The following is a 17,907-nucleotide window of genomic DNA, read 5'->3' as shown; positions in this document are numbered from 1 at the left end:
GGCTACTGAGTGATGATGTCGTAAAGCTCTTGATCGCTCTGAGCGTTACGCAGAGATTTGAGAGTAGACTTATCGTTCAGGCGCTCTGCCATTGCAGATAAAGTCTTAAGGTGTGTTTTGCATTGTGCATCCGGTACAAGCAACGCAAACAACAGATCCACCGGACGATTATCGATGGCATCAAATTCAATGGGTTCCTGGCATTGAAGCAATACGGCGACAGCCTGATCGCTGTCCATCATGCGACCGTGCGGAATGGCGATGCCATTGCCAATTCCTGTACTGCCCATTTTTTCTCTGTTGAGCATACACTCGAACAGGGTCGTTGAGTTTTGCCCCGTGTGACTGGCGGCAACTTCACTGATGATTTCCAGTGCTCTTTTCTTGCTTGTGCATTGGACTGCACTTTTTGTGCAGTCCAATGAAAGTACTTCGCTTAATTGCATGGTTAATGGCTACTTAGCTTTTCTTTGTGCTTATTGAGTTGTCGAACAAGTTTGTCGACTAAAGAGTCAATGGCAGCATACATGCTTTCATCCGTTGAAGTAGCGTGAATGTCACCTTGATTGACGTGGAGTGTAGCTTCTGCGATTTGATTCAATTTTTCAACTCGCAGAACCACATGAACATTATTGATGTGATCGAAGAATCGCTCTAGTTTTTGGAACTTGGATTGAACGTAGTCTTGCATTGAATCGGTAAGATCAACGTGGTGCCCTTGGATATTGATTTGCATAGACTTTCCTTCTTGTTGTTGGCCTAGAGTAGGCGTTTACGCTGACTCGATGGCGCGATGCCGAGGGACTCTCTATATTTCGCGATCGTTCGTCGTGCGACTTGTATCCCCTGGTCAGCTAACAAAGCGGCAATTTTGCTGTCACTGAGAGGCTTAGCGGTGTTTTCCGCAGCCACCAGCTTTTTAATTAAGGCGCGAATTGCCGTTGATGAACACTCTCCGCCATTATCGGTACTGACGTGACTGGAAAAGAAATATTTCAGTTCAAAAATACCACGCGGAGTGTGCATATACTTTTGAGTGGTGACCCTTGATATGGTCGATTCATGCATGTCGACCGCCAGTGCAATATCGTTCAGCACCATTGGCTTCATGGCTTCTTCACCATACTCAAAGAAATCATGTTGATGTTCAACAATGCAACGTGCAACTTTGAGCAGCGTCTCGTTTCGACTTTCCAAGCTCTTAATCAGCCATTTGGCTTCTTGCAAATTGGTTTTGATAAACTGGCTGTCAGAGCTGTTCCCCTTACCAAGAGCAGCATACTGCTGGTTCACTTTCAGCTTCGGCACACTGTCTGGGTTAATCGACACACGCCACTGACCGTGTTCTTTGAACACGGACACATCGGGAATGACATATTCTGTCTCGTCAGGAGTGACGCTACTGCCGGGGCGAGGATCAAGCTGCTGAATCAACGATAATACGTCGCGCAGCTCGGCTTCTTTGAGCTTGGTTTCTTTGATGATCAGTTTGTAATCGCGATTGCCTAGCTGATCGATGTGATTCTCTAACAGCGATTTGGCTTGCGAAAGCCACGGCGTATCTTCAGGGAAGGTAGCCAGTTGAAGCAACAAACATTCTTGCAGATTGCGTGACGCAACACCAAGAGGGTCAAACTGCTGAATACGCTTAAGTACCGCTTCCACCTCATCCAATTCGACTTCTTCATTGCCTAAGCTGTCCAGAATCTCTTCTGCTTCCAACGTGAGGTAGCCGTAGTTGTCTACAGCATCGATGATAGCCATAGCAATGGTACGGTCGGTTTCAGTGAAAGGAGTGAGATCAAGTTGCCAGGTTAGGTAGTCTTGTAAGCTTTGGGTGGTTTCACCTTGGTAAACGGGCATGTCATCGTCAAGTGCAATACCTGTGTTACCCGTATTGGCGCTGTAAACATCTTCCCAGGTGGTGTCGATTTCCAGATCGTTACTGATCTCGGATTTCTCAATCAGATCTGAGCTGTCACTAAGCTCAGGTTCTGCGGTTATTTCGTCGTTGGACTCTTTCTCATTAGCGCTGGTCTCTTTGGCTGACTCGTCACTTGCCGCAGCTTCATCCTGCCCTTCATCCACATCCAGCAGAGGATTGGATTCCAGCGCTTCCTGAATCTCCTGTTGCAAGTCTAACGTCGACAACTGCAGCAAGCGTATCGCTTGTTGTAGCTGAGGCGTCATTGCCAGCTGTTGACCTAGCTTTAATTGTAATGAGGGTTTCATGTAGTCCTTTTCTTATCTTTCTAATTTGGGAGAGGATGCGCCATCTTCTATCCACTATTTAATCATAGACGGAATTGCTCACCCAGATAAACCCGTTTTACCTGTTCATTATTGAGAACCTGTTCCGGTGTACCTTCCGCAATCAAATGTCCCTGACTCACTATGTATGCACGCTCACACACATCCAGCGTTTCACGCACATTGTGATCGGTAATCAATACACCCAGCCCTCTGTCTCGCAGGTGCTCAATGATCTTTTTAATGTCGATAACCGAGATTGGGTCGACCCCAGCAAACGGTTCGTCCAGCAATATAAATTTAGGGTTAGCCGCTAATGCTCGGGCAATTTCCACCCGGCGACGCTCACCACCAGACAACGCCATACCGTTACTCTTGCGAATGTGCTGAATATGGAACTCGTCCAACAGATCTTCCAATCGGTCCTGACGCTGTTCTCGGGTCAGCTCTTTGCGCGTTTCCAGAACCGCCATGATGTTGTCTTCCACCGATAGCTTTCTGAAAATCGACGCTTCTTGCGGCAAGTAACCGATACCTAAACGCGAACGGGCATGCATTGGCAAAATACTGATGTCTTCTTCATCAATCGAAATTCGCCCTTCATCACGCCCGACCAGTCCAACAATCATGTAAAAAGAGGTGGTTTTACCCGCACCATTAGGACCGAGTAACCCTACTATTTGCCCTGATTTTACCTCTAAGCTTACGTCCGTGACTACTTTTCGTTTTTTATAACTTTTTGCTAAGTTTTCTGCTTTTAAAGTCGCCATGAAAATTTATTGCTTCTTAGGTTGAGTCGGTTGCAGTACGGTGGAAACACGTTCGCCTTTCTTACCATCTGCGATCAGTTTTTGAGGCGTTATCAAGTATTTGATTAACGGACCTTTAATTACGCTGTCGTCTTGGGAAAGCACTGCGTTTTTGGTCATGGTGAGCAAGTCATCACGAACATGATAATGCAGCGTATTTGCTTCCCCATGGAGAGTTTTACCGTCATCCGTTAACTGAGTAAACACGGACGGCTTTCCGAATGCTTCAATTTGCTCGATGCTCTCATCTTCAGAATTTCGTACAACAACAACTTTGTCTGCTGTGATATTGATGCTGCCTTGCTTCAACACCACATCGCCAATGAATGTGACCGTATTGCTGATCATATCCAGCGCCTGACTATCAGAATCAATGTAGATTGGTTGCTCAGAGTCCGTACTTAAGGCATAAACCGGAGCAGACAATATTAGGCAAGAAATAAGGCTAAGGAGTCTTTGTCTCATAGATACTTTGCACTTGGTTAAACAGAGTCGCCGTGTTGTCACCGAAGTTACCCACCATGGCATTTCCGTTTGAAATAAACGTCGGACCAACAAGCTTTACAGGCTCATCGGTATTAAAATCTTTACTTACTAATTCAATGATCAACTTTTCCGTGGTCATCGAATCAAATCCAGCTTCTGGGTTTAAATTTTTGGCTAACACATTACCAGTCAAAGTCAGCACGTTATCATCATTGAGAACGCCTTTATTCGCCGTGATAGCCCATTCGCGAACGTCACCTTCTCGGTATACACTCAGCTCCAAAGTTTCGAAAACGGTATCACCACTTTTCGCAAAGTGGTCCAAAAAGTTAGACCGTATATCAAAATTTCGCACGCCATTTTCAGCATAACTGGTGTTAAGAAGGTCTTTACCAGAAAACGCAGGCAGCTCAACATTTGGTTTTACCTGAAGGATCTCAGGGTCGCTTTTACCGTATAGATAATACACACACCAGCACGAGATAAAAATCAGAACCAAATAAATTGGGCGCGGTAAGGTCATATACTCAAACCTTTGTGCACGTCCAGCTCGCCACGCGCTTCTAAAATCAAGTCACAGACTTCTCGCACAGCGCCATGACCACCTTTAATTTGGGTGACATAGTTCGCACGCTTTGCCAATAGCGGGTGACCATCTGCGACACACACTTTAAGACCGACTTTTTCCATAACAGGCCAGTCGATCAAATCATCCCCTATGTAGCCTGTCTCTTCAGGGGAAACAGAGAGCTTACTGCAAATGTCTTCATAGGCTTTGAGCTTGTCATCTTGTCCCTGATAGATAAGGGAAATACCAAGCGCATTCATACGATTTTCAACAATCTTAGACTGTCGACCCGTTATGATGGCGATTTCAACCCCGGCGTTCATCAGCGATTTCACGCCATAACCATCACGAGTATGGAAAGTTTTTAGCTCTTCTCCCTGATTGCCCATGTAAATCAGACCATCAGAGAACACGCCATCTACATCACAAATCAACAGCTTAATATTTTTGGCAATGTCCACAATGCCGCTTTCTACTTCACCATACAAAGTTGAGATCATTTGCCCCACTACATTACTCCAGCTTTTAATAAGTGATGAATATTCAACGCGCCAACCAAAGTTTTGTTTTCACTCAGCAGCAAACTGGTGATGCTTTTTGCCTGCATCATGTTGACCGCTTCTACCGCCAGCATGTCGGGTGACGCCATCATAGGGCTTTTGGTCATAACAGAACCTATTGAAGCCGAATGAATATCGATTTTTTTATCAAGAAGACGACGCAAGTCACCATCCGTAAAAATGCCCAGTACCTGATCTTGCTCATCCACGATTGCAGTCATACCTAAGCCTTTTTGAGAAATCTCAAGTAGTGCATCTTTAACTGTTGCCTCAGGAGAAACCTTTGGCAATGCATCACCCGTTTGCATGACATCTCGTAGTTTGAGTAAAAGTTTACGACCCAGCGCGCCACCAGGGTGCGATAAAGCAAAGTCGTCGGCGGTAAACCCTCTGGCCTGTAGGAGTGATACTGCTAATGCATCCCCCATGACCAGAGTCGCCGTGGTACTGGTGGTAGGCGCTAACCCTAAACTGCACGCCTCTTTAGGGACATGAATACAGAGGTTGATGTCGGCTTGCTTCGCCATGTTGGACGAAGACTTGCCTGTCATGCTGATGATATCGATGCCACGGCGTTTAAGCACGGGGTAGAGAGCCAGAATTTCTGAGGACTCACCCGAATTTGAAATGGCGAGAACAATATCGCCAGCACCAACCATGCCTAAATCGCCATGGCTCGCTTCACCGGGGTGTACAAAAAAAGACGAAGTACCTGTGCTCGCCAGCGTCGCGGCTATTTTCTTACCGATATGACCGGACTTTCCCATTCCCATCACGGCAACCTTGCCTTTAGCAGACAGGATTTTTTGGCAGGCTCTTTCAAATGACGAATCAAAATATTGCTCTAGCTGAGACAAACCCTGAATTTCAATGTTCAACACTTCTCGTGCAGCAGCACAGAAATCAAATGATTTCGACATGAATGAGCCCCCGATAATTTAGATTAAGCAGCCAGGTGGTAGAACAGATAACCTTGGTAAACGGCAAAAATGGTGAACAAGGCACCACCTTCGACGCGATTAACGCTGCGGGACTTCCCAAGAGCCATAACCACTAACAGCAGTGATACAGCCAGCATGACCCAGAAGTCGCGTCCCATGGCATTTTCATTCAGGATACTAGGGTTCAGAATGCCCGGAATACCCATAACGGCCAGGATATTAAACACATTCGAGCCGATGATATTACCCACCGCCATGTCGTCTTCGCCTTTCATGACACCGGCAAGAGAAGCCGCCAATTCAGGAAGACTTGTTCCAATCGCGATAATCGTTAATCCAATCACCAGATCGCTCATACCAAAGAATTTAGCAATCACTACCGCATTGTCTACTAACAGATCCGCCGATAATGGCAGAAGCGCCAAACCAACAACGACCCACATGCCAGCTTTCCAGTTTGCCATGCCTTCTGGAATTTCAGATTCCTGCTCTTCGACAAACGCATCGCCATTTTGTTTCTCTTTCTGACTGATTCTTAGCATCGCTATGATGAATGCCGCAAACAGAACAAAAAGTAGAATGCCTTCGTAGAAGCCAAGGAAGTTGTCGTACATCAACGCACCCGCAACCAGGGTAACAACGATCATTAGAGGCAGCTCACGACGCACAACCACGGAGCTGATTGAAAGAGGTTTAATCAGTGCAGTAATACCCAGAATAAGGGCGATATTGGCAATGTTAGAACCGATAACGTTACCCACTGCAGTGTCTGTCTTTCCATCCAGTGCCGCGGTGGCTGAAACCATCATTTCGGGAGCTGAAGACCCCATTGCCAGAATCGTCATACCAATGACCAGCGGTGAAATACCAAAATTTCGGGCAAGAGCGGCGGCACCTAAGACCAATTTATCTGCACTCCAGACGAGCAAAATTAAGCCTACGACAAGCAACGCAACGGCTTCTAGCATGATGTTCCCTTTAATTTACTGAGTAGAAAGACAAGTGACCGCCAATTTTGACGGTTCATGAGTAAAAATGGAAGTCATTAAGGAAAAAAGAAAGGACTGAATGAGATAAACAATTCGTATTAAGAAATCTCAATAGGTTTGAACTTTGGGTTAAATTAAGGTCAAATTCGATAGCTTTGCTTTGAATTCAAGGCGCTTAGTGCTTATGATTGCTAATTCACCTCCGCTCAACCAGCAGCATGTTAGAAGAACTTTATGTCGACACCGGATTTAGTCACTATCCAAAACCTGACATTTTATCGTGGAACACGGAAAATTTTTGACGATGTCAGCCTGTCAGTTCCAAAGGGAAAAATCACCGCCATTATGGGACCTTCTGGAATAGGGAAAACCACGTTACTGCGTTTGATTGGCGGGCAGATCGCCCCGGATTCTGGCGAGGTGATTTTTGATGGGCAGAACATTCCCACTCTATCGCGAAGTGTATTGTACGAAGCACGCAAAAAGATGAGCATGCTGTTTCAATCCGGCGCTTTGTTCACCGATATCAATGTTTTCGATAACGTCGCATTTCCATTACGCGAACATACTGAACTTACCGAAGAACTTATCCGCAGTATCGTATTGTTGAAGCTCGAAGCCGTTGGACTACGTGGAGCTTCTCAGTTAATGCCAAGTGAATTATCAGGAGGCATGGCACGACGAGCAGCCCTTGCCCGTGCCATTGCTCTGGATCCAGAGCTCATCATGTACGATGAACCTTTTGTCGGGCAGGACCCGATAACCATGGGAGTTCTGGTCAAGCTGATTCGAAACCTCAATCAAGCACTCAACCTAACATCCGTTGTTGTTTCCCATGATGTTCCTGAAGTCATGAGCATTGCAGATCACGCCTACATACTGGCGAATGGCAAGGTCATTGCCAGCGGTTCACCAGAAGAGCTGATGTCAAACCCCGATGAAAACGTACAACAATTTTTAACCGGTCAGGCAGATGGACCTGTTCCATTCCAATATCCTGCTTCGTCACTGAGTGAGGAACTGTTTAATGAGTAGTTTTCTCACTTTTATCGCGAACACTGGTCACAGTGCGCTGTCTATCTGTAGAGCATGGGGGCGAGCAACCCTAATGTTGTTTGGTGCCTTGTTCGCTAAACCGCAACCTGTAAAACACTTTCCGTTGCTCGTTAAACAGCTGTACAGCGTTGGTGTCCAGTCCATGGTCATCATTGTTTTGTCAGGTCTGTTTATCGGCATGGTCATCAGCCTGCAAGGCTATGTTGTACTGGTGGATTTTGGCGCTGAAGGCGCTCTGGGTCAGATGGTCGCACTGTCCCTACTCCGGGAATTAGGCCCTGTAGTGACCGCTCTGCTCTTTGCAGGTCGGGCGGGCTCAGCCTTAACGGCAGAAATCGGTCTGATGAAAGCGACTGAACAGTTGTCGAGCATGGAAATGATGGCTGTTGACCCGCTCCGTCGGGTGATTGCGCCACGTTTCTGGGCTGGGGTCATCTCTATGCCGCTGTTAGCGATGATCTTTATGGCGGTAGGTATATGGGGCGGTCAACTGGTTGGCGTAGATTGGAAAGGCATTGACCACGGCAGCTTCTGGGCATCCATGCAATCATCTGTCGAGCTTGGGCAAGATATTGGAAACAGTATGATTAAGAGCATAGTATTTGCTCTGACCGTTACCTGGATAGCACTGTTTAACGGCTATGACGCCATTCCGACTTCTGAAGGGATAAGCCGTGCTACCACTAAAACCGTTGTACACTCGTCATTGGCTGTGCTTGGGTTAGATTTCGTATTAACAGCACTTATGTTTGGGAACTAAAGATGCAACAAACTCGTAAGTTAGAATTATTAGTAGGAAGCTTTGTCATCGCGAGTGTGGTTGCGATTTTGGTGATGATATTAAAAGTCGCCGATGTCAAAAGTCTGGGTTCCGGTGAGACATACACGTTAAGAGCGCAATTCGACAATATCGGCAGCTTGAAGCTTCGCTCACCAGTCAAAATCGGTGGTGTAGTCGTTGGACGAGTGTCTGACATTACGTTAGATACAGAAAGCTACCTGCCCGTTATCACGTTGACCATTGATAAGAAATACGGCGACTTTCCAGAAACATCAAGTGCTCAGATTCTGACGTCTGGTCTTATTGGTGAGCAATATATTGGACTTGTCCCCGGTTTTGTCGACGAAGACATCGACATGCTGCAGGATGGCGACTATATAGAGGATACGAAATCCGCATTGGTGCTTGAAGACTTGATTGGTCAGGTGCTTTACCGCGTCGGTGGGGATTCTCAAGGTTCGGAGGAACAATAATGAATCGGTTGAAGCAATGGTTAGTGATTGGTTTGATGAGCTTAATGTCTTTCACTGGCATGGCACAAACCATAGATGCAACCAAACCCTACGACATGATGAAGCAAGTGGCAGACAAAACATTCAGCCGCTTAAAAAACGAACAAAGCCAGATTCGAGACAACCCGGAAACACTCAAAGTGGTGGTTGAAGAAGAGCTGATGCCCTACGTCAACGATCGTTACGCAGCTCTCAAACTACTCGGTCCAAACCTTAAAAAAGCAAAAAAAGAAGACGTTAAAGTCTTCGTCGAAGCATTTAGAGCATATCTGGTTACCTCTTACGCTCAGGTTTTAACCCAATACACCGATCAATTAATAGAATTCGCGCCTGCAAGACCTCTTGACCCCAAGAGTCGCATCATTTCAATTCGCGTGGAAATCATTGATGCACCTAACCCAAACATCAAACTGGACTTTAAGTTAAGAAAGAACAAGAAAAGTGGTGAATGGGCCGCATTTGATATGGTTGCCGAAGGTGTTAGCTTACTTTCCAGTAAACAATCTGAGTGGAATGGAAAAATCCGTAAAGACGGGCTTGTAGCCGTAAGCAAAGACTTGCAAGAGCTGGCAGCTCGACCAATTCAGTTTAAGGATGTGAATTGATGGCGCATCCTCAATGGCAGCAAGCTGCCCCTACTCAATCTTATTTATCTGGAAACCTGGATCGCGAAAGTGTTCCAGGTTTATGGCATTTTTTAAAGCAACGAAAAACTGACACAACCCAGTTAAATATTGACATGAGCGGAGTGAATCGAGTTGATTCCGCTGGTATGGTGATGCTGATTCATTTAATTGAGCATGCAAAAAAACAAAACTGTCATATAATGCTCAGTTTCGTGCCCGACCAGCTACGCACTTTGTGTCAACTGAGTAACGTCGAATCACTGCTATTTCCCGAGAGCGAGGCTGCAAATAAGCCTCACAATGAAGCTCTGGGTGAACGCAAACACATTGAAGTTTAAATAGGATCTACCGTGGACAGCGTTGAAGTAAAAAAAATTTTAGATCAAGCTCTTAATCTAGAAGAGTTGCACGTTAAAGGCGAAGGCAGCCACTATGAAGTGATTGCGATTGATGCCAGTTTTGAAGGAATGAACCGTGTAAAGAAACAGCAGCTCATTTACGCTCCGCTGATGGAATACATCCAAAGAAACGATATCCATGCGGTTTCAATTAAGGCTTACACGCCTGAAGAGTGGGAACGCGATAAGAAACTCATGTCTCTTTAAGGTTTATTGATGGAAAAGTTTCGAGTTAAACGTTCGGGTCCTCTCAGTGGCGAGGTCTCTATCTCTGGCGCTAAAAATGCCGCCCTCCCAATTTTATTTGCCTCTATCCTTGCAGAAGAGCCCGTGGAAGTTGCCAATGTTCCTAAACTGCGCGACATCGACACAACCATGGAGCTGCTCAAGCGTTTAGGTGCAAAAGTAGAACGTAACGGTTCGGTGCATGTGGATGGACGCTCTATCGACCAGTACTGCGCACCCTACGACTTAGTTAAAACCATGCGCGCTTCTATCTGGGCGTTAGGTCCTCTTGTTGCTCGTTTTGGTCAGGGACAAGTTTCCCTGCCTGGTGGCTGTGCGATTGGCGCACGACCTGTCGACCTTCACATATACGGTCTTGAGCAGCTCGGTGCGACTATCACTCTAGAAGAAGGTTATGTAAAAGCCGAAGTTGATGGTCGCCTCCAAGGTGCACACATCGTTATGGACAAAGTCAGTGTTGGCGCAACCATTACAGTAATGTGTGCTGCAACCCTGGCTGAAGGCAAAACGGTTCTGGATAACGCAGCGCGTGAACCTGAAATAGTCGACACTGCGGCTTTCCTAAATACATTAGGCGCGAAAATTACTGGCGCGGGTACTGATACCATCACCATCGAAGGCGTTGAACGTTTAGGTGGAGGCAAACACTCTGTTGTTGCGGATCGCATTGAAACGGGGACTTTCCTCGTTGCTGCCGCAGTTTCTGGTGGTAAGATCCTTTGTAAAAACACCAACGCTTCACTGCTTGAAGCTGCACTCGCAAAGCTTGAAGAAGCAGGGGCGCTTATCGAAACAGGTGAGGACTGGATCAGCCTAGACATGACAGGCAGAGATCTGAAAGCCGTATCGATTCGCACTGTACCTCACCCTGGTTTCCCAACCGACATGCAAGCACAGTTCACGCTTCTGAATATGATGGCAAAAGGTGGTGGCGTCATTACCGAAACCATTTTTGAAAATCGTTTCATGCATGTCCCGGAACTGATGCGCATGGGTGCAAAAGCAGAAATCGAAGGAAACACCGTTATTTGCGGTGATACCGAAGGTTTAAGCGGTGCACAGGTAATGGCAACGGATCTGCGTGCCTCTGCCAGCCTGGTAATCGCTGGCTGTATTGCAGAAGGTGAAACCATCGTCGATCGCATTTACCACATTGATCGAGGGTATGAAAAAATCGAAAATAAACTCTCCGCGCTCGGAGCAAATATTGAGCGTTTCAGAGAGTCTGGTTAAACTCTACCCCTGAACCCGAAAGCCGGAAACTGTATTTCTCAGGTTTCGGCTTTTTTGTTGCGTTTATATTCACTACGCAGGCAACCCAGATTGCCTCGGTAGTCCTTGAATCACAAAGAGAATTCTATGATTGCGTTATTGCGTATCATTGCTGTAGCAATATTTGCTGTCCTGATGTTTGTATTTGGCTGCGGTTATTGCCTGCTTAGTCCGAGAAACCCAAAACACGTATTCACCTTTGGTCGTTACTTTGGTCGCATGTCTAAAGTGTTCGGTATCAAGCTGGATTTGCGTATTCCTGAAGATGCTTATCAGCGTGGTCAGCACATCTACATTGCTAACCATCAAAACAACTGGGATATGTTCACCGTTTCTTCTGCGGTAACCCCCAATGTCGTCACCGTAGGTAAGAAAAGCCTGGCTTGGCTACCACTGTTTGGTCAGCTTTATTGGATTACTGGTAACATCCTGATTGATCGTGCTAACCGAAGCAAAGCGATGGGCACTATTGAGCAAGTGGTTGAGAAAGTGAAAGAGCGTGGCGTATCAGTATGGATGTTTCCTGAAGGTACTCGTTCACGTGGACGCGGTCTGCTACCTTTTAAAACAGGGGCTTTCCACGCTGCAGTCGGTGCAAATGTGCCAATCATTCCGATTGTTTGCAGCACCACTGAAGGCAAGTTCAAGCTGAATCGCTGGGATAATGGGCATGTGATTGTTGAGATGCTACCTCCGGTCAGTATCGAAGGTTACAGCAAGGAAAATGTTCGCGAGCTAGCAAACCTGTGCCGTGCCCAAATGAAAGCTAAACTTGAAGAGTTGGATGCTGAAGTGGAAAAACTGAACAACCAAAAGTAGGTTAATTTCAGAACATAAAAAACGGTCATCAACTGATGACCGTTTTTTTGTATCTACTACAAAGCAAATAACAGTATTCCTGCTAGTAGTTAACTAGCAGGAAAATCGCTTACAGAGCAGCAATCGTTGCTTTTTGCTCTTCAAGTTTCGTTAGCGTTTCTTTGTAGCCTTCAAGCTTCTCACGCTCTTTTGCCACAACCGCTTCAGGCGCTTTCGCAACGAAACCTTCGTTACTTAGCTTACCCTCAATGCGTTTGATCTCACCGTGAGTTTTCTTGATTTCGCCGTCCAGACGAGCAAGTTCTGCATCTTTGTCAATCAGACCTGCCATTGGGATCATAAGCTCAGACTTAGCAACAAGTGCTGTCGCGCTAGCAGGGGTCTCTTCGCCAGACTCAAGAACGCGTACAGATTCAAGCTTCGCCAGAGAAATAAGAACTTGCTTGTTCGTTTCAAGACGAACGGCATCTTCTTCGCTTGCCGCTTTAAGCATTACTTCAAGCGGCTTACCTGGGTTGATGTCGTACTCTGCACGTAGGTTACGAATGCTGGTAATGAATGATTTAACCCACTCAATATCATCAAGCGCCGCTTGGTTGAAGTTTGCTTCATCGTACTGAGGAAGTGATTGAAGCATGATTGTGTCACCTTCAACACCGTCAACCAATGGCTTAACACTCTGCCAGATAGTTTCTGTGATATATGGAATTACTGGATGCGCCAGACGAAGAGTCTTCTCTAGAACAGTAATTAGCGTACGACGTGTACCACGTTGCTGGGCTTCGTTGCCTTTCCAAAGAACCGGTTTCGTTAGCTCTAGATACCAGTCACAGAATTGGTTCCAGATAAACTCGTAAATCGTGTTCGCTGCCATATCCAGACGGAAATTATCAATGTGACCATTGAACTCTTTCGCTGCCAGTTCGAACTGAGATTCGATCCATTTGTCAGCTAGTGAGTATTCAATATCATTGCTACCAAAGCCACAATCTTGATCCTCGGTATTCATCAATACGTAACGGCTAGCGTTCCATAGCTTGTTACAGAAGTTACGGTAACCTTCAAGACGCTTCATATCCCAGTTGATATCACGCCCCGTAGACGCCATCGCTGCAAGAGTGAAACGCAATGCATCTGTACCGTAAGGTTCAATACCGTCTTCAAACGTCTTACGCGTGTTCTTCTCGATCTTCGCCGCAAGCTTAGGCTGCATCATGTTGCCTGTGCGCTTCTCAACAAGAGACTCAAGATCGATACCATCAATCATATCGATTGGATCAAGCACATTACCCTTAGACTTAGACATCTTATCGCCGTTTTCATCACGGATAAGACCCGTCACGTAAACTGTCTTGAATGGTACTTGTGGTTTGCCGTTTTCGTCTTTACAGAAGTGCATCGTCATCATGATCATACGTGCAACCCAGAAGAAGATGATGTCAAAACCGGTAACCAGTACGTCTGAAGGGTGGAATGTCTTCAGGTCATCTGTGTTTTCTGGCCAGCCTTGCGTTCCGAAAGTCCACAGCGCAGAAGAGAACCAGGTGTCCAGTACATCATCATCCTGACGTAGAACGACGACAGGCGCTAGGTTGTTATTGGCGCGAACTTCTTCTTCAGTACGACCTACGTATACGTTGCCGTCGTTGTCGTACCAAGCTGGGATACGGTGCCCCCACCAAAGCTGACGAGAGATACACCAGTCTTGAATGTCACGCATCCAAGAGAAGTACATGTTCTCGTATTGCTTAGGAACGAATTGGATTTCTCCGTCTTCCACTGCTTTAGTTGCCGTTTCCGCAAGAGGCGCTGTGCGAACGTACCATTGGTCGGTTAGCATTGGCTCAATAACCACACCACCGCGGTCACCGTAAGGAACGGTTAGATCGTGATCTTTCACTTCATCCAAAAGACCCAACTCATCAAAGTCCGCTACGATCGCTTTACGCGCCGCAAAACGTTCCACACCTTGGTATTTGGCAGGAAGGTCCGTTGGGTAGGCATCGCTCGCTTCACCGTTAGTGGTGAAGACTTCCGCCGCATCACGAATATCCGCGTTGAAGGTTAGAATGTTGATCATTGGTAGCTGGTGGCGCTTACCCACTTCGTAGTCATTGAAGTCGTGAGCTGGTGTGATCTTCACACAACCTGTACCTTTTTCCATATCGGCGTGCTCGTCACCTACGATAGGGATACGACGATCAACGATTGGAAGCAGGATTTCTTTACCAATCAGATCTTTGTAACGTGGATCTTCTGGGTTCACTGCTACGCCAGTATCACCCAGCATAGTTTCTGGACGTGTCGTTGCGACAACGATGTAATCTTTGCCTTCTGCCGTTTTGACACCATCCGCTAGAGGGTAACGGAAGTGCCACATGTGGCCTTTTTTGTCTTTGTTTTCAACTTCTAGATCAGAAATCGCGGTGTGCAGTTTAGGATCCCAGTTAACCAGGCGCTTGCCACGATAAATCAAATCTTCTTCGTACAGGCGAACAAAGACTTCCTGAACGGCATTAGAAAGGCCATCGTCCATGGTGAAACGCTCGCGTTCCCAATCCACAGAAGCACCAAGGCGACGAAGCTGTTTTGTGATAGTGCCGCCTGACTCGCCTTTCCATTCCCAAATTTTGTCGATGAATGCGTCACGACCGTAATCGTTCTTAGTTTTGCCTTCTTCAGCGGCAATTTTACGCTCAACCACCATTTGAGTTGCTATGCCCGCGTGGTCTGTACCCACCTGCCAAAGCGTATTTTTACCTTTCATACGCTCAGCACGGATCAGTGTATCCATGATGGTATCCTGGAACGCGTGGCCCATATGCAGGCTACCAGTGACGTTCGGTGGCGGGATCATGATGCTGTATGATTCTTTTGTCGTGTCACCGTGCGGCTTAAAGTAGCCTTTCTCTTCCCAAGCTTGATAAAGCGCTTGTTCAATAGATGTTGGGTTATATGTCTTTTCCATAGTGCTCTTTAATGGATACGTTTACGGGTTAATCTTGGTCAAACTCTATAATTGAGGGCTCTCTGGAGAGACGCCTTAACTATAGGGTTGGACTAAGGATATTGAATCTCGATTGTTTGAAGCTGGTAACCAGCCTGACGGTAAATTTTATACCTTTCTCGAGCTTGTTGCTTTGCTTTTTCTTCGCAGGGAACGAAGTCTACCACCTGACCAAAGGTTGGGGCAAAAATTGTATTATCATTCGCCACATTTATAACTAGTTGACGATTCCAGGATGGCTTAACGGAGGAGTGTCCTACCTCAATTGCCGTCCCCGACTTAGGTCCTTCACCAACCAGGTTATGAGCAATAAAGTCTTCAGGTTTTGCCTGCCACAACAGTTCTGCAATGGCTTCAGCGGAAGGCTTATCGTCGGCATTCACAAACACCTTTACTCCTTGCTTAGCAAAATGGTGAGCGAGAAACACCACATACTCGAAGAACCCCTGCTCTTGTGATTGTGAACTGCCTTCTTTAACCAGATAAAACGTCGCTGTTGCCATTTTTTCCGTTCACCTAAAAAAAGAAAGGGCCTTTCGGCCCTTTCTGAATTCTGAAGATTTACTCTTCTGTGTCCTGGCCGCTGCGGTTCAGAAGGAATTGGACCAGCATTGAGACAGGACGCCCTGTTGAGCCTTTGTCTTTGCCACCCGATTTCCAAGCTGTACCTGCGATATCAAGGTGCGCCCAGTTGTATTTCTTAGTAAAGCGAGACAAGAAGCAACCTGCGGTAATAGTACCTGCTGATTTACCTCCAATGTTTGCCATATCGGCAAACGGGCTGGCGATTTGCTCTTGGTACTCTTCTGCCATTGGCAAACGCCAAGCACGGTCACCCGCTTGTTCAGAGGCATTAATCAATTCATGCGATAGCGGATTGTGATTCGAAATCACGGCACTGATGTGGTGACCTAGTGCAACCACACAAGCACCCGTTAACGTGGCAACATCTACAACACATTCTGGTTCGAAACGCTCAACGTAAGTCAGTGCATCACAAAGTACCAAGCGACCTTCGGCATCGGTATTCAATACTTCAACCGTTTGACCAGACATGGTAGTCAGGATGTCACCAGGTCGGTATGCGTTGCTGCCCGGCATATTTTCACAACCAGCCAGAATACCGACTACGTTGATTGGCAGGTTCAGCTTCGCCAGTGCCTTCATGGTACCGAAGACAGATGCTGCACCACACATGTCGTACTTCATCTCATCCATACCTGCACCAGGTTTTAGAGAGATACCGCCTGAATCAAATGTCAGACCTTTACCGACAAGTACAATAGGCTTCGCATCAGGGTCTGGCGCGCCTTTGTACTCCATGATGGACATCAAAGATTCATTGTGTGAACCACGACCGACTGCCAGGTATGAAGTCATGCCTAGCTTTTCCATCTCCTGCTCACCAATGATTTTGGTGGTTACCGTTTCGTACTCGTCAGCAAGACGACGAGCTTGAGAAGCTAGGTAAGCCGGATTCGCAACGTTTGGTGGCATGTTGCCTAGATCTTTTGATGCTTTCACACCAGAAGCCACTGCTAAACCATGGCTGATGGCTTTCTCACCAAGATTCAATTCGCGGCGAGTTGGTACATTGAAGACCAGCTTACGAAGTGGACGGCGGGTTTCTGGCTTAGTGCTCTTGAACTGATCAAAAGTGTAAAGACCGTCTTTAGTAGATTCTACCGCCTGGCGTACTTTCCAGTAGGTATCACGGCCTTTAACGTGTAATTCTGTCAGGAAGCAAACCGCTTCCATTGAGCCTGTTTCATTCAGAGTGCTGATGGTTTTTTGGATGATTTCTTTGTATTGGCGTTCGCCTAGCTCACGCTCTTTACCACAACCTACCAGCAACACACGCTCAGAGAGAACACCAGGAACTTGGTGCAGAAGTAGCATCTGCCCTGGTTTTCCTTCCAAGTCACCGCGTCGTAATAGTGAACTGATGTAGCCATCACTAATTTTATCGAGCTGCTCGGCTACTGGAGAAAGACGGCGAGGCTCAAAAACACCGACAACGATACACGCGCTGCGCTGTTTCTCAGGGCTGCCACTTTTTACACTGAACTCCATGCGTACTCCTACATCCTGAAGACAAACTGAACTAAATGTTAGATAATGCTCACTTAGCTTAAAATACTCACGTTGGAACGCTAAGCCCATTATGTTGACTAACAATTAGCCAAAGATTTAAAAATAAAAGATTCAACGAGAAATTATAGTGATTCAATTAAAAAAACAAGTTTTCTATAGGTGATTTCAGCGTGATTATTGTTAGATATTTGATCCGCGAGACAATCAAGACGCAATTTGCTGTATTTTTAGTCCTGTTTCTGATCTTCCTCAGTCAGGAGTTCATTCGTATCCTTTCCCACGCGTCTGACGGCGATATTCCTGCTCGGCTAATCTTAACGCTGGTTGGTTTAAATATGCCGACAATGGGCATGCTTATGCTGCCTTTAAGCCTTTATCTGGGGATATTGCTGACTTTTGGACGCTTATACGCTGAAAGTGAAATTACCGTGATGAACGCGACCGGAATTGGCAATAAATTCTTGATTCAGGCTGCATTAAGTCTGGCAGTGAT

21 protein-coding genes are annotated in these 17,907 nt (G+C 46.4%); 9 read left to right on the top strand and 12 right to left on the bottom strand.

Features of this window, described 5'->3' with window-relative positions:
• Window positions 1-2 precede the first annotated feature (2 nt).
• The 9 genes from ptsN to RH89_RS10580 form a co-directional block, all read right to left on the bottom strand.
• Window positions 3-446 (bottom strand): PTS IIA-like nitrogen regulatory protein PtsN, encoded by a 444-nt coding sequence (ptsN, locus tag RH89_RS10620; RefSeq protein ID WP_004401750.1) that lies wholly within the window; start codon window positions 444-446, stop codon window positions 3-5.
• A 2-nt stretch (window positions 447-448) separates the two neighbouring features.
• On the bottom strand, window positions 449-736 hold the full coding sequence (hpf, locus tag RH89_RS10615) for a ribosome hibernation promoting factor (RefSeq protein WP_004401749.1): 288 nt from the start codon (window positions 734-736) through the stop codon (window positions 449-451).
• 23 nt (window positions 737-759) lie between these two features.
• Window positions 760-2,232: an RNA polymerase factor sigma-54 gene (locus RH89_RS10610; protein WP_004401748.1), complete on the bottom strand. Its 1,473-nt coding sequence runs from the start codon at window positions 2,230-2,232 to the stop codon at window positions 760-762.
• A gap of 62 nt (window positions 2,233-2,294) precedes the next feature.
• Window positions 2,295-3,020 carry an LPS export ABC transporter ATP-binding protein gene (lptB, locus tag RH89_RS10605; RefSeq protein WP_004401747.1) on the bottom strand — a complete coding sequence of 242 codons (726 nt, stop codon included), beginning with the start codon at window positions 3,018-3,020 and terminating at the stop codon, window positions 2,295-2,297.
• Window positions 3,021-3,026: 6 nt separating this feature from the next.
• Window positions 3,027-3,524, bottom strand: coding sequence for a lipopolysaccharide transport periplasmic protein LptA (gene lptA, locus RH89_RS10600; protein ID WP_022551567.1), 498 nt, complete (start codon window positions 3,522-3,524; stop codon window positions 3,027-3,029).
• Window positions 3,505-4,068 (bottom strand): LPS export ABC transporter periplasmic protein LptC, encoded by a 564-nt coding sequence (gene lptC, locus RH89_RS10595; protein ID WP_004401745.1) that lies wholly within the window; start codon window positions 4,066-4,068, stop codon window positions 3,505-3,507. The genes lptA and lptC overlap by 20 nt, the downstream gene beginning before the upstream one ends.
• The gene (kdsC, locus tag RH89_RS10590; protein ID WP_410482902.1) at window positions 4,065-4,613 is read right to left on the bottom strand and encodes a 3-deoxy-manno-octulosonate-8-phosphatase KdsC; all 549 of its coding nucleotides are present in this window, start codon (window positions 4,611-4,613) and stop codon (window positions 4,065-4,067) included. Before kdsC ends, lptC begins: the two co-directional genes overlap by 4 nt.
• Window positions 4,614-4,621: 8 nt before the next feature.
• On the bottom strand, window positions 4,622-5,593 hold the full coding sequence (kdsD, locus tag RH89_RS10585; protein ID WP_004401743.1) for an arabinose-5-phosphate isomerase KdsD: 972 nt from the start codon (window positions 5,591-5,593) through the stop codon (window positions 4,622-4,624).
• 23 nt (window positions 5,594-5,616) lie between these two features.
• Window positions 5,617-6,582, bottom strand: coding sequence for a calcium/sodium antiporter (locus tag RH89_RS10580; RefSeq protein ID WP_004401742.1), 966 nt, complete (start codon window positions 6,580-6,582; stop codon window positions 5,617-5,619).
• 255 nt (window positions 6,583-6,837) lie between these two features.
• Between RH89_RS10580 and mlaF the strand changes: the two genes are divergently transcribed.
• The 8 genes from mlaF (at window position 6,838) to RH89_RS10540 (ending at window position 12,313) form a co-directional block, all read left to right on the top strand.
• The gene (gene mlaF, locus RH89_RS10575) at window positions 6,838-7,638 is read left to right on the top strand and encodes a phospholipid ABC transporter ATP-binding protein MlaF (protein WP_004401741.1); all 801 of its coding nucleotides are present in this window, start codon (window positions 6,838-6,840) and stop codon (window positions 7,636-7,638) included.
• Window positions 7,631-8,419: a lipid asymmetry maintenance ABC transporter permease subunit MlaE gene (mlaE, locus tag RH89_RS10570; RefSeq protein WP_004401740.1), complete on the top strand. Its 789-nt coding sequence runs from the start codon at window positions 7,631-7,633 to the stop codon at window positions 8,417-8,419. The genes mlaF and mlaE overlap by 8 nt, the downstream gene beginning before the upstream one ends.
• A gap of 2 nt (window positions 8,420-8,421) precedes the next feature.
• On the top strand, window positions 8,422-8,913 hold the full coding sequence (mlaD, locus tag RH89_RS10565) for an outer membrane lipid asymmetry maintenance protein MlaD (protein WP_004401739.1): 492 nt from the start codon (window positions 8,422-8,424) through the stop codon (window positions 8,911-8,913).
• A complete protein-coding gene (mlaC, locus tag RH89_RS10560) occupies window positions 8,913-9,557 on the top strand; it encodes a phospholipid-binding protein MlaC (RefSeq protein WP_004401738.1) in 645 nt (214 codons plus the stop codon). Before mlaD ends, mlaC begins: the two co-directional genes overlap by 1 nt.
• On the top strand, window positions 9,557-9,916 hold the full coding sequence (locus RH89_RS10555) for an STAS domain-containing protein (protein WP_004401737.1): 360 nt from the start codon (window positions 9,557-9,559) through the stop codon (window positions 9,914-9,916). Before mlaC ends, RH89_RS10555 begins: the two co-directional genes overlap by 1 nt.
• A gap of 12 nt (window positions 9,917-9,928) precedes the next feature.
• Window positions 9,929-10,183: a BolA family iron metabolism protein IbaG gene (ibaG, locus tag RH89_RS10550; protein WP_004401736.1), complete on the top strand. Its 255-nt coding sequence runs from the start codon at window positions 9,929-9,931 to the stop codon at window positions 10,181-10,183.
• A 9-nt stretch (window positions 10,184-10,192) separates the two neighbouring features.
• A complete protein-coding gene (gene murA, locus RH89_RS10545) occupies window positions 10,193-11,455 on the top strand; it encodes a UDP-N-acetylglucosamine 1-carboxyvinyltransferase (RefSeq protein ID WP_004401735.1) in 1,263 nt (420 codons plus the stop codon).
• A 126-nt stretch (window positions 11,456-11,581) separates the two neighbouring features.
• Window positions 11,582-12,313 (top strand): 1-acylglycerol-3-phosphate O-acyltransferase, encoded by a 732-nt coding sequence (locus RH89_RS10540; protein ID WP_004401734.1) that lies wholly within the window; start codon window positions 11,582-11,584, stop codon window positions 12,311-12,313.
• Window positions 12,314-12,422: 109 nt separating this feature from the next.
• On the opposite strand, the gene RH89_RS10535 is transcribed toward RH89_RS10540, so the two are convergent.
• The 3 genes from RH89_RS10535 to pepA all read right to left on the bottom strand — a co-directional run bounded on the left by RH89_RS10535 (window position 12,423) and on the right by pepA (window position 17,393).
• Entirely contained in the window at window positions 12,423-15,281 is a 2,859-nt protein-coding gene (locus tag RH89_RS10535) for a valine--tRNA ligase (RefSeq protein WP_004401733.1), read from the bottom strand.
• Between the two features lie 92 nt (window positions 15,282-15,373).
• Window positions 15,374-15,823 (bottom strand): DNA polymerase III subunit chi, encoded by a 450-nt coding sequence (locus RH89_RS10530; RefSeq protein WP_004401732.1) that lies wholly within the window; start codon window positions 15,821-15,823, stop codon window positions 15,374-15,376.
• A gap of 58 nt (window positions 15,824-15,881) precedes the next feature.
• Entirely contained in the window at window positions 15,882-17,393 is a 1,512-nt protein-coding gene (gene pepA / locus RH89_RS10525; RefSeq protein ID WP_004401731.1) for a leucyl aminopeptidase, read from the bottom strand.
• 191 nt (window positions 17,394-17,584) lie between these two features.
• Here pepA and RH89_RS10520 point away from each other — a divergent pair.
• The coding region (locus tag RH89_RS10520) for an LptF/LptG family permease (RefSeq protein WP_004401730.1) at window positions 17,585-17,907 on the top strand (323 nt) is incomplete at its 3' end.

It is taken from the genome of Vibrio nigripulchritudo ATCC 27043 (genome assembly GCF_000222685.1).
Classification (GTDB): Bacteria; Pseudomonadota; Gammaproteobacteria; order Enterobacterales; family Vibrionaceae; genus Vibrio; species Vibrio nigripulchritudo.
This window is presented reverse-complemented; position numbering and strand designations above follow the sequence as displayed.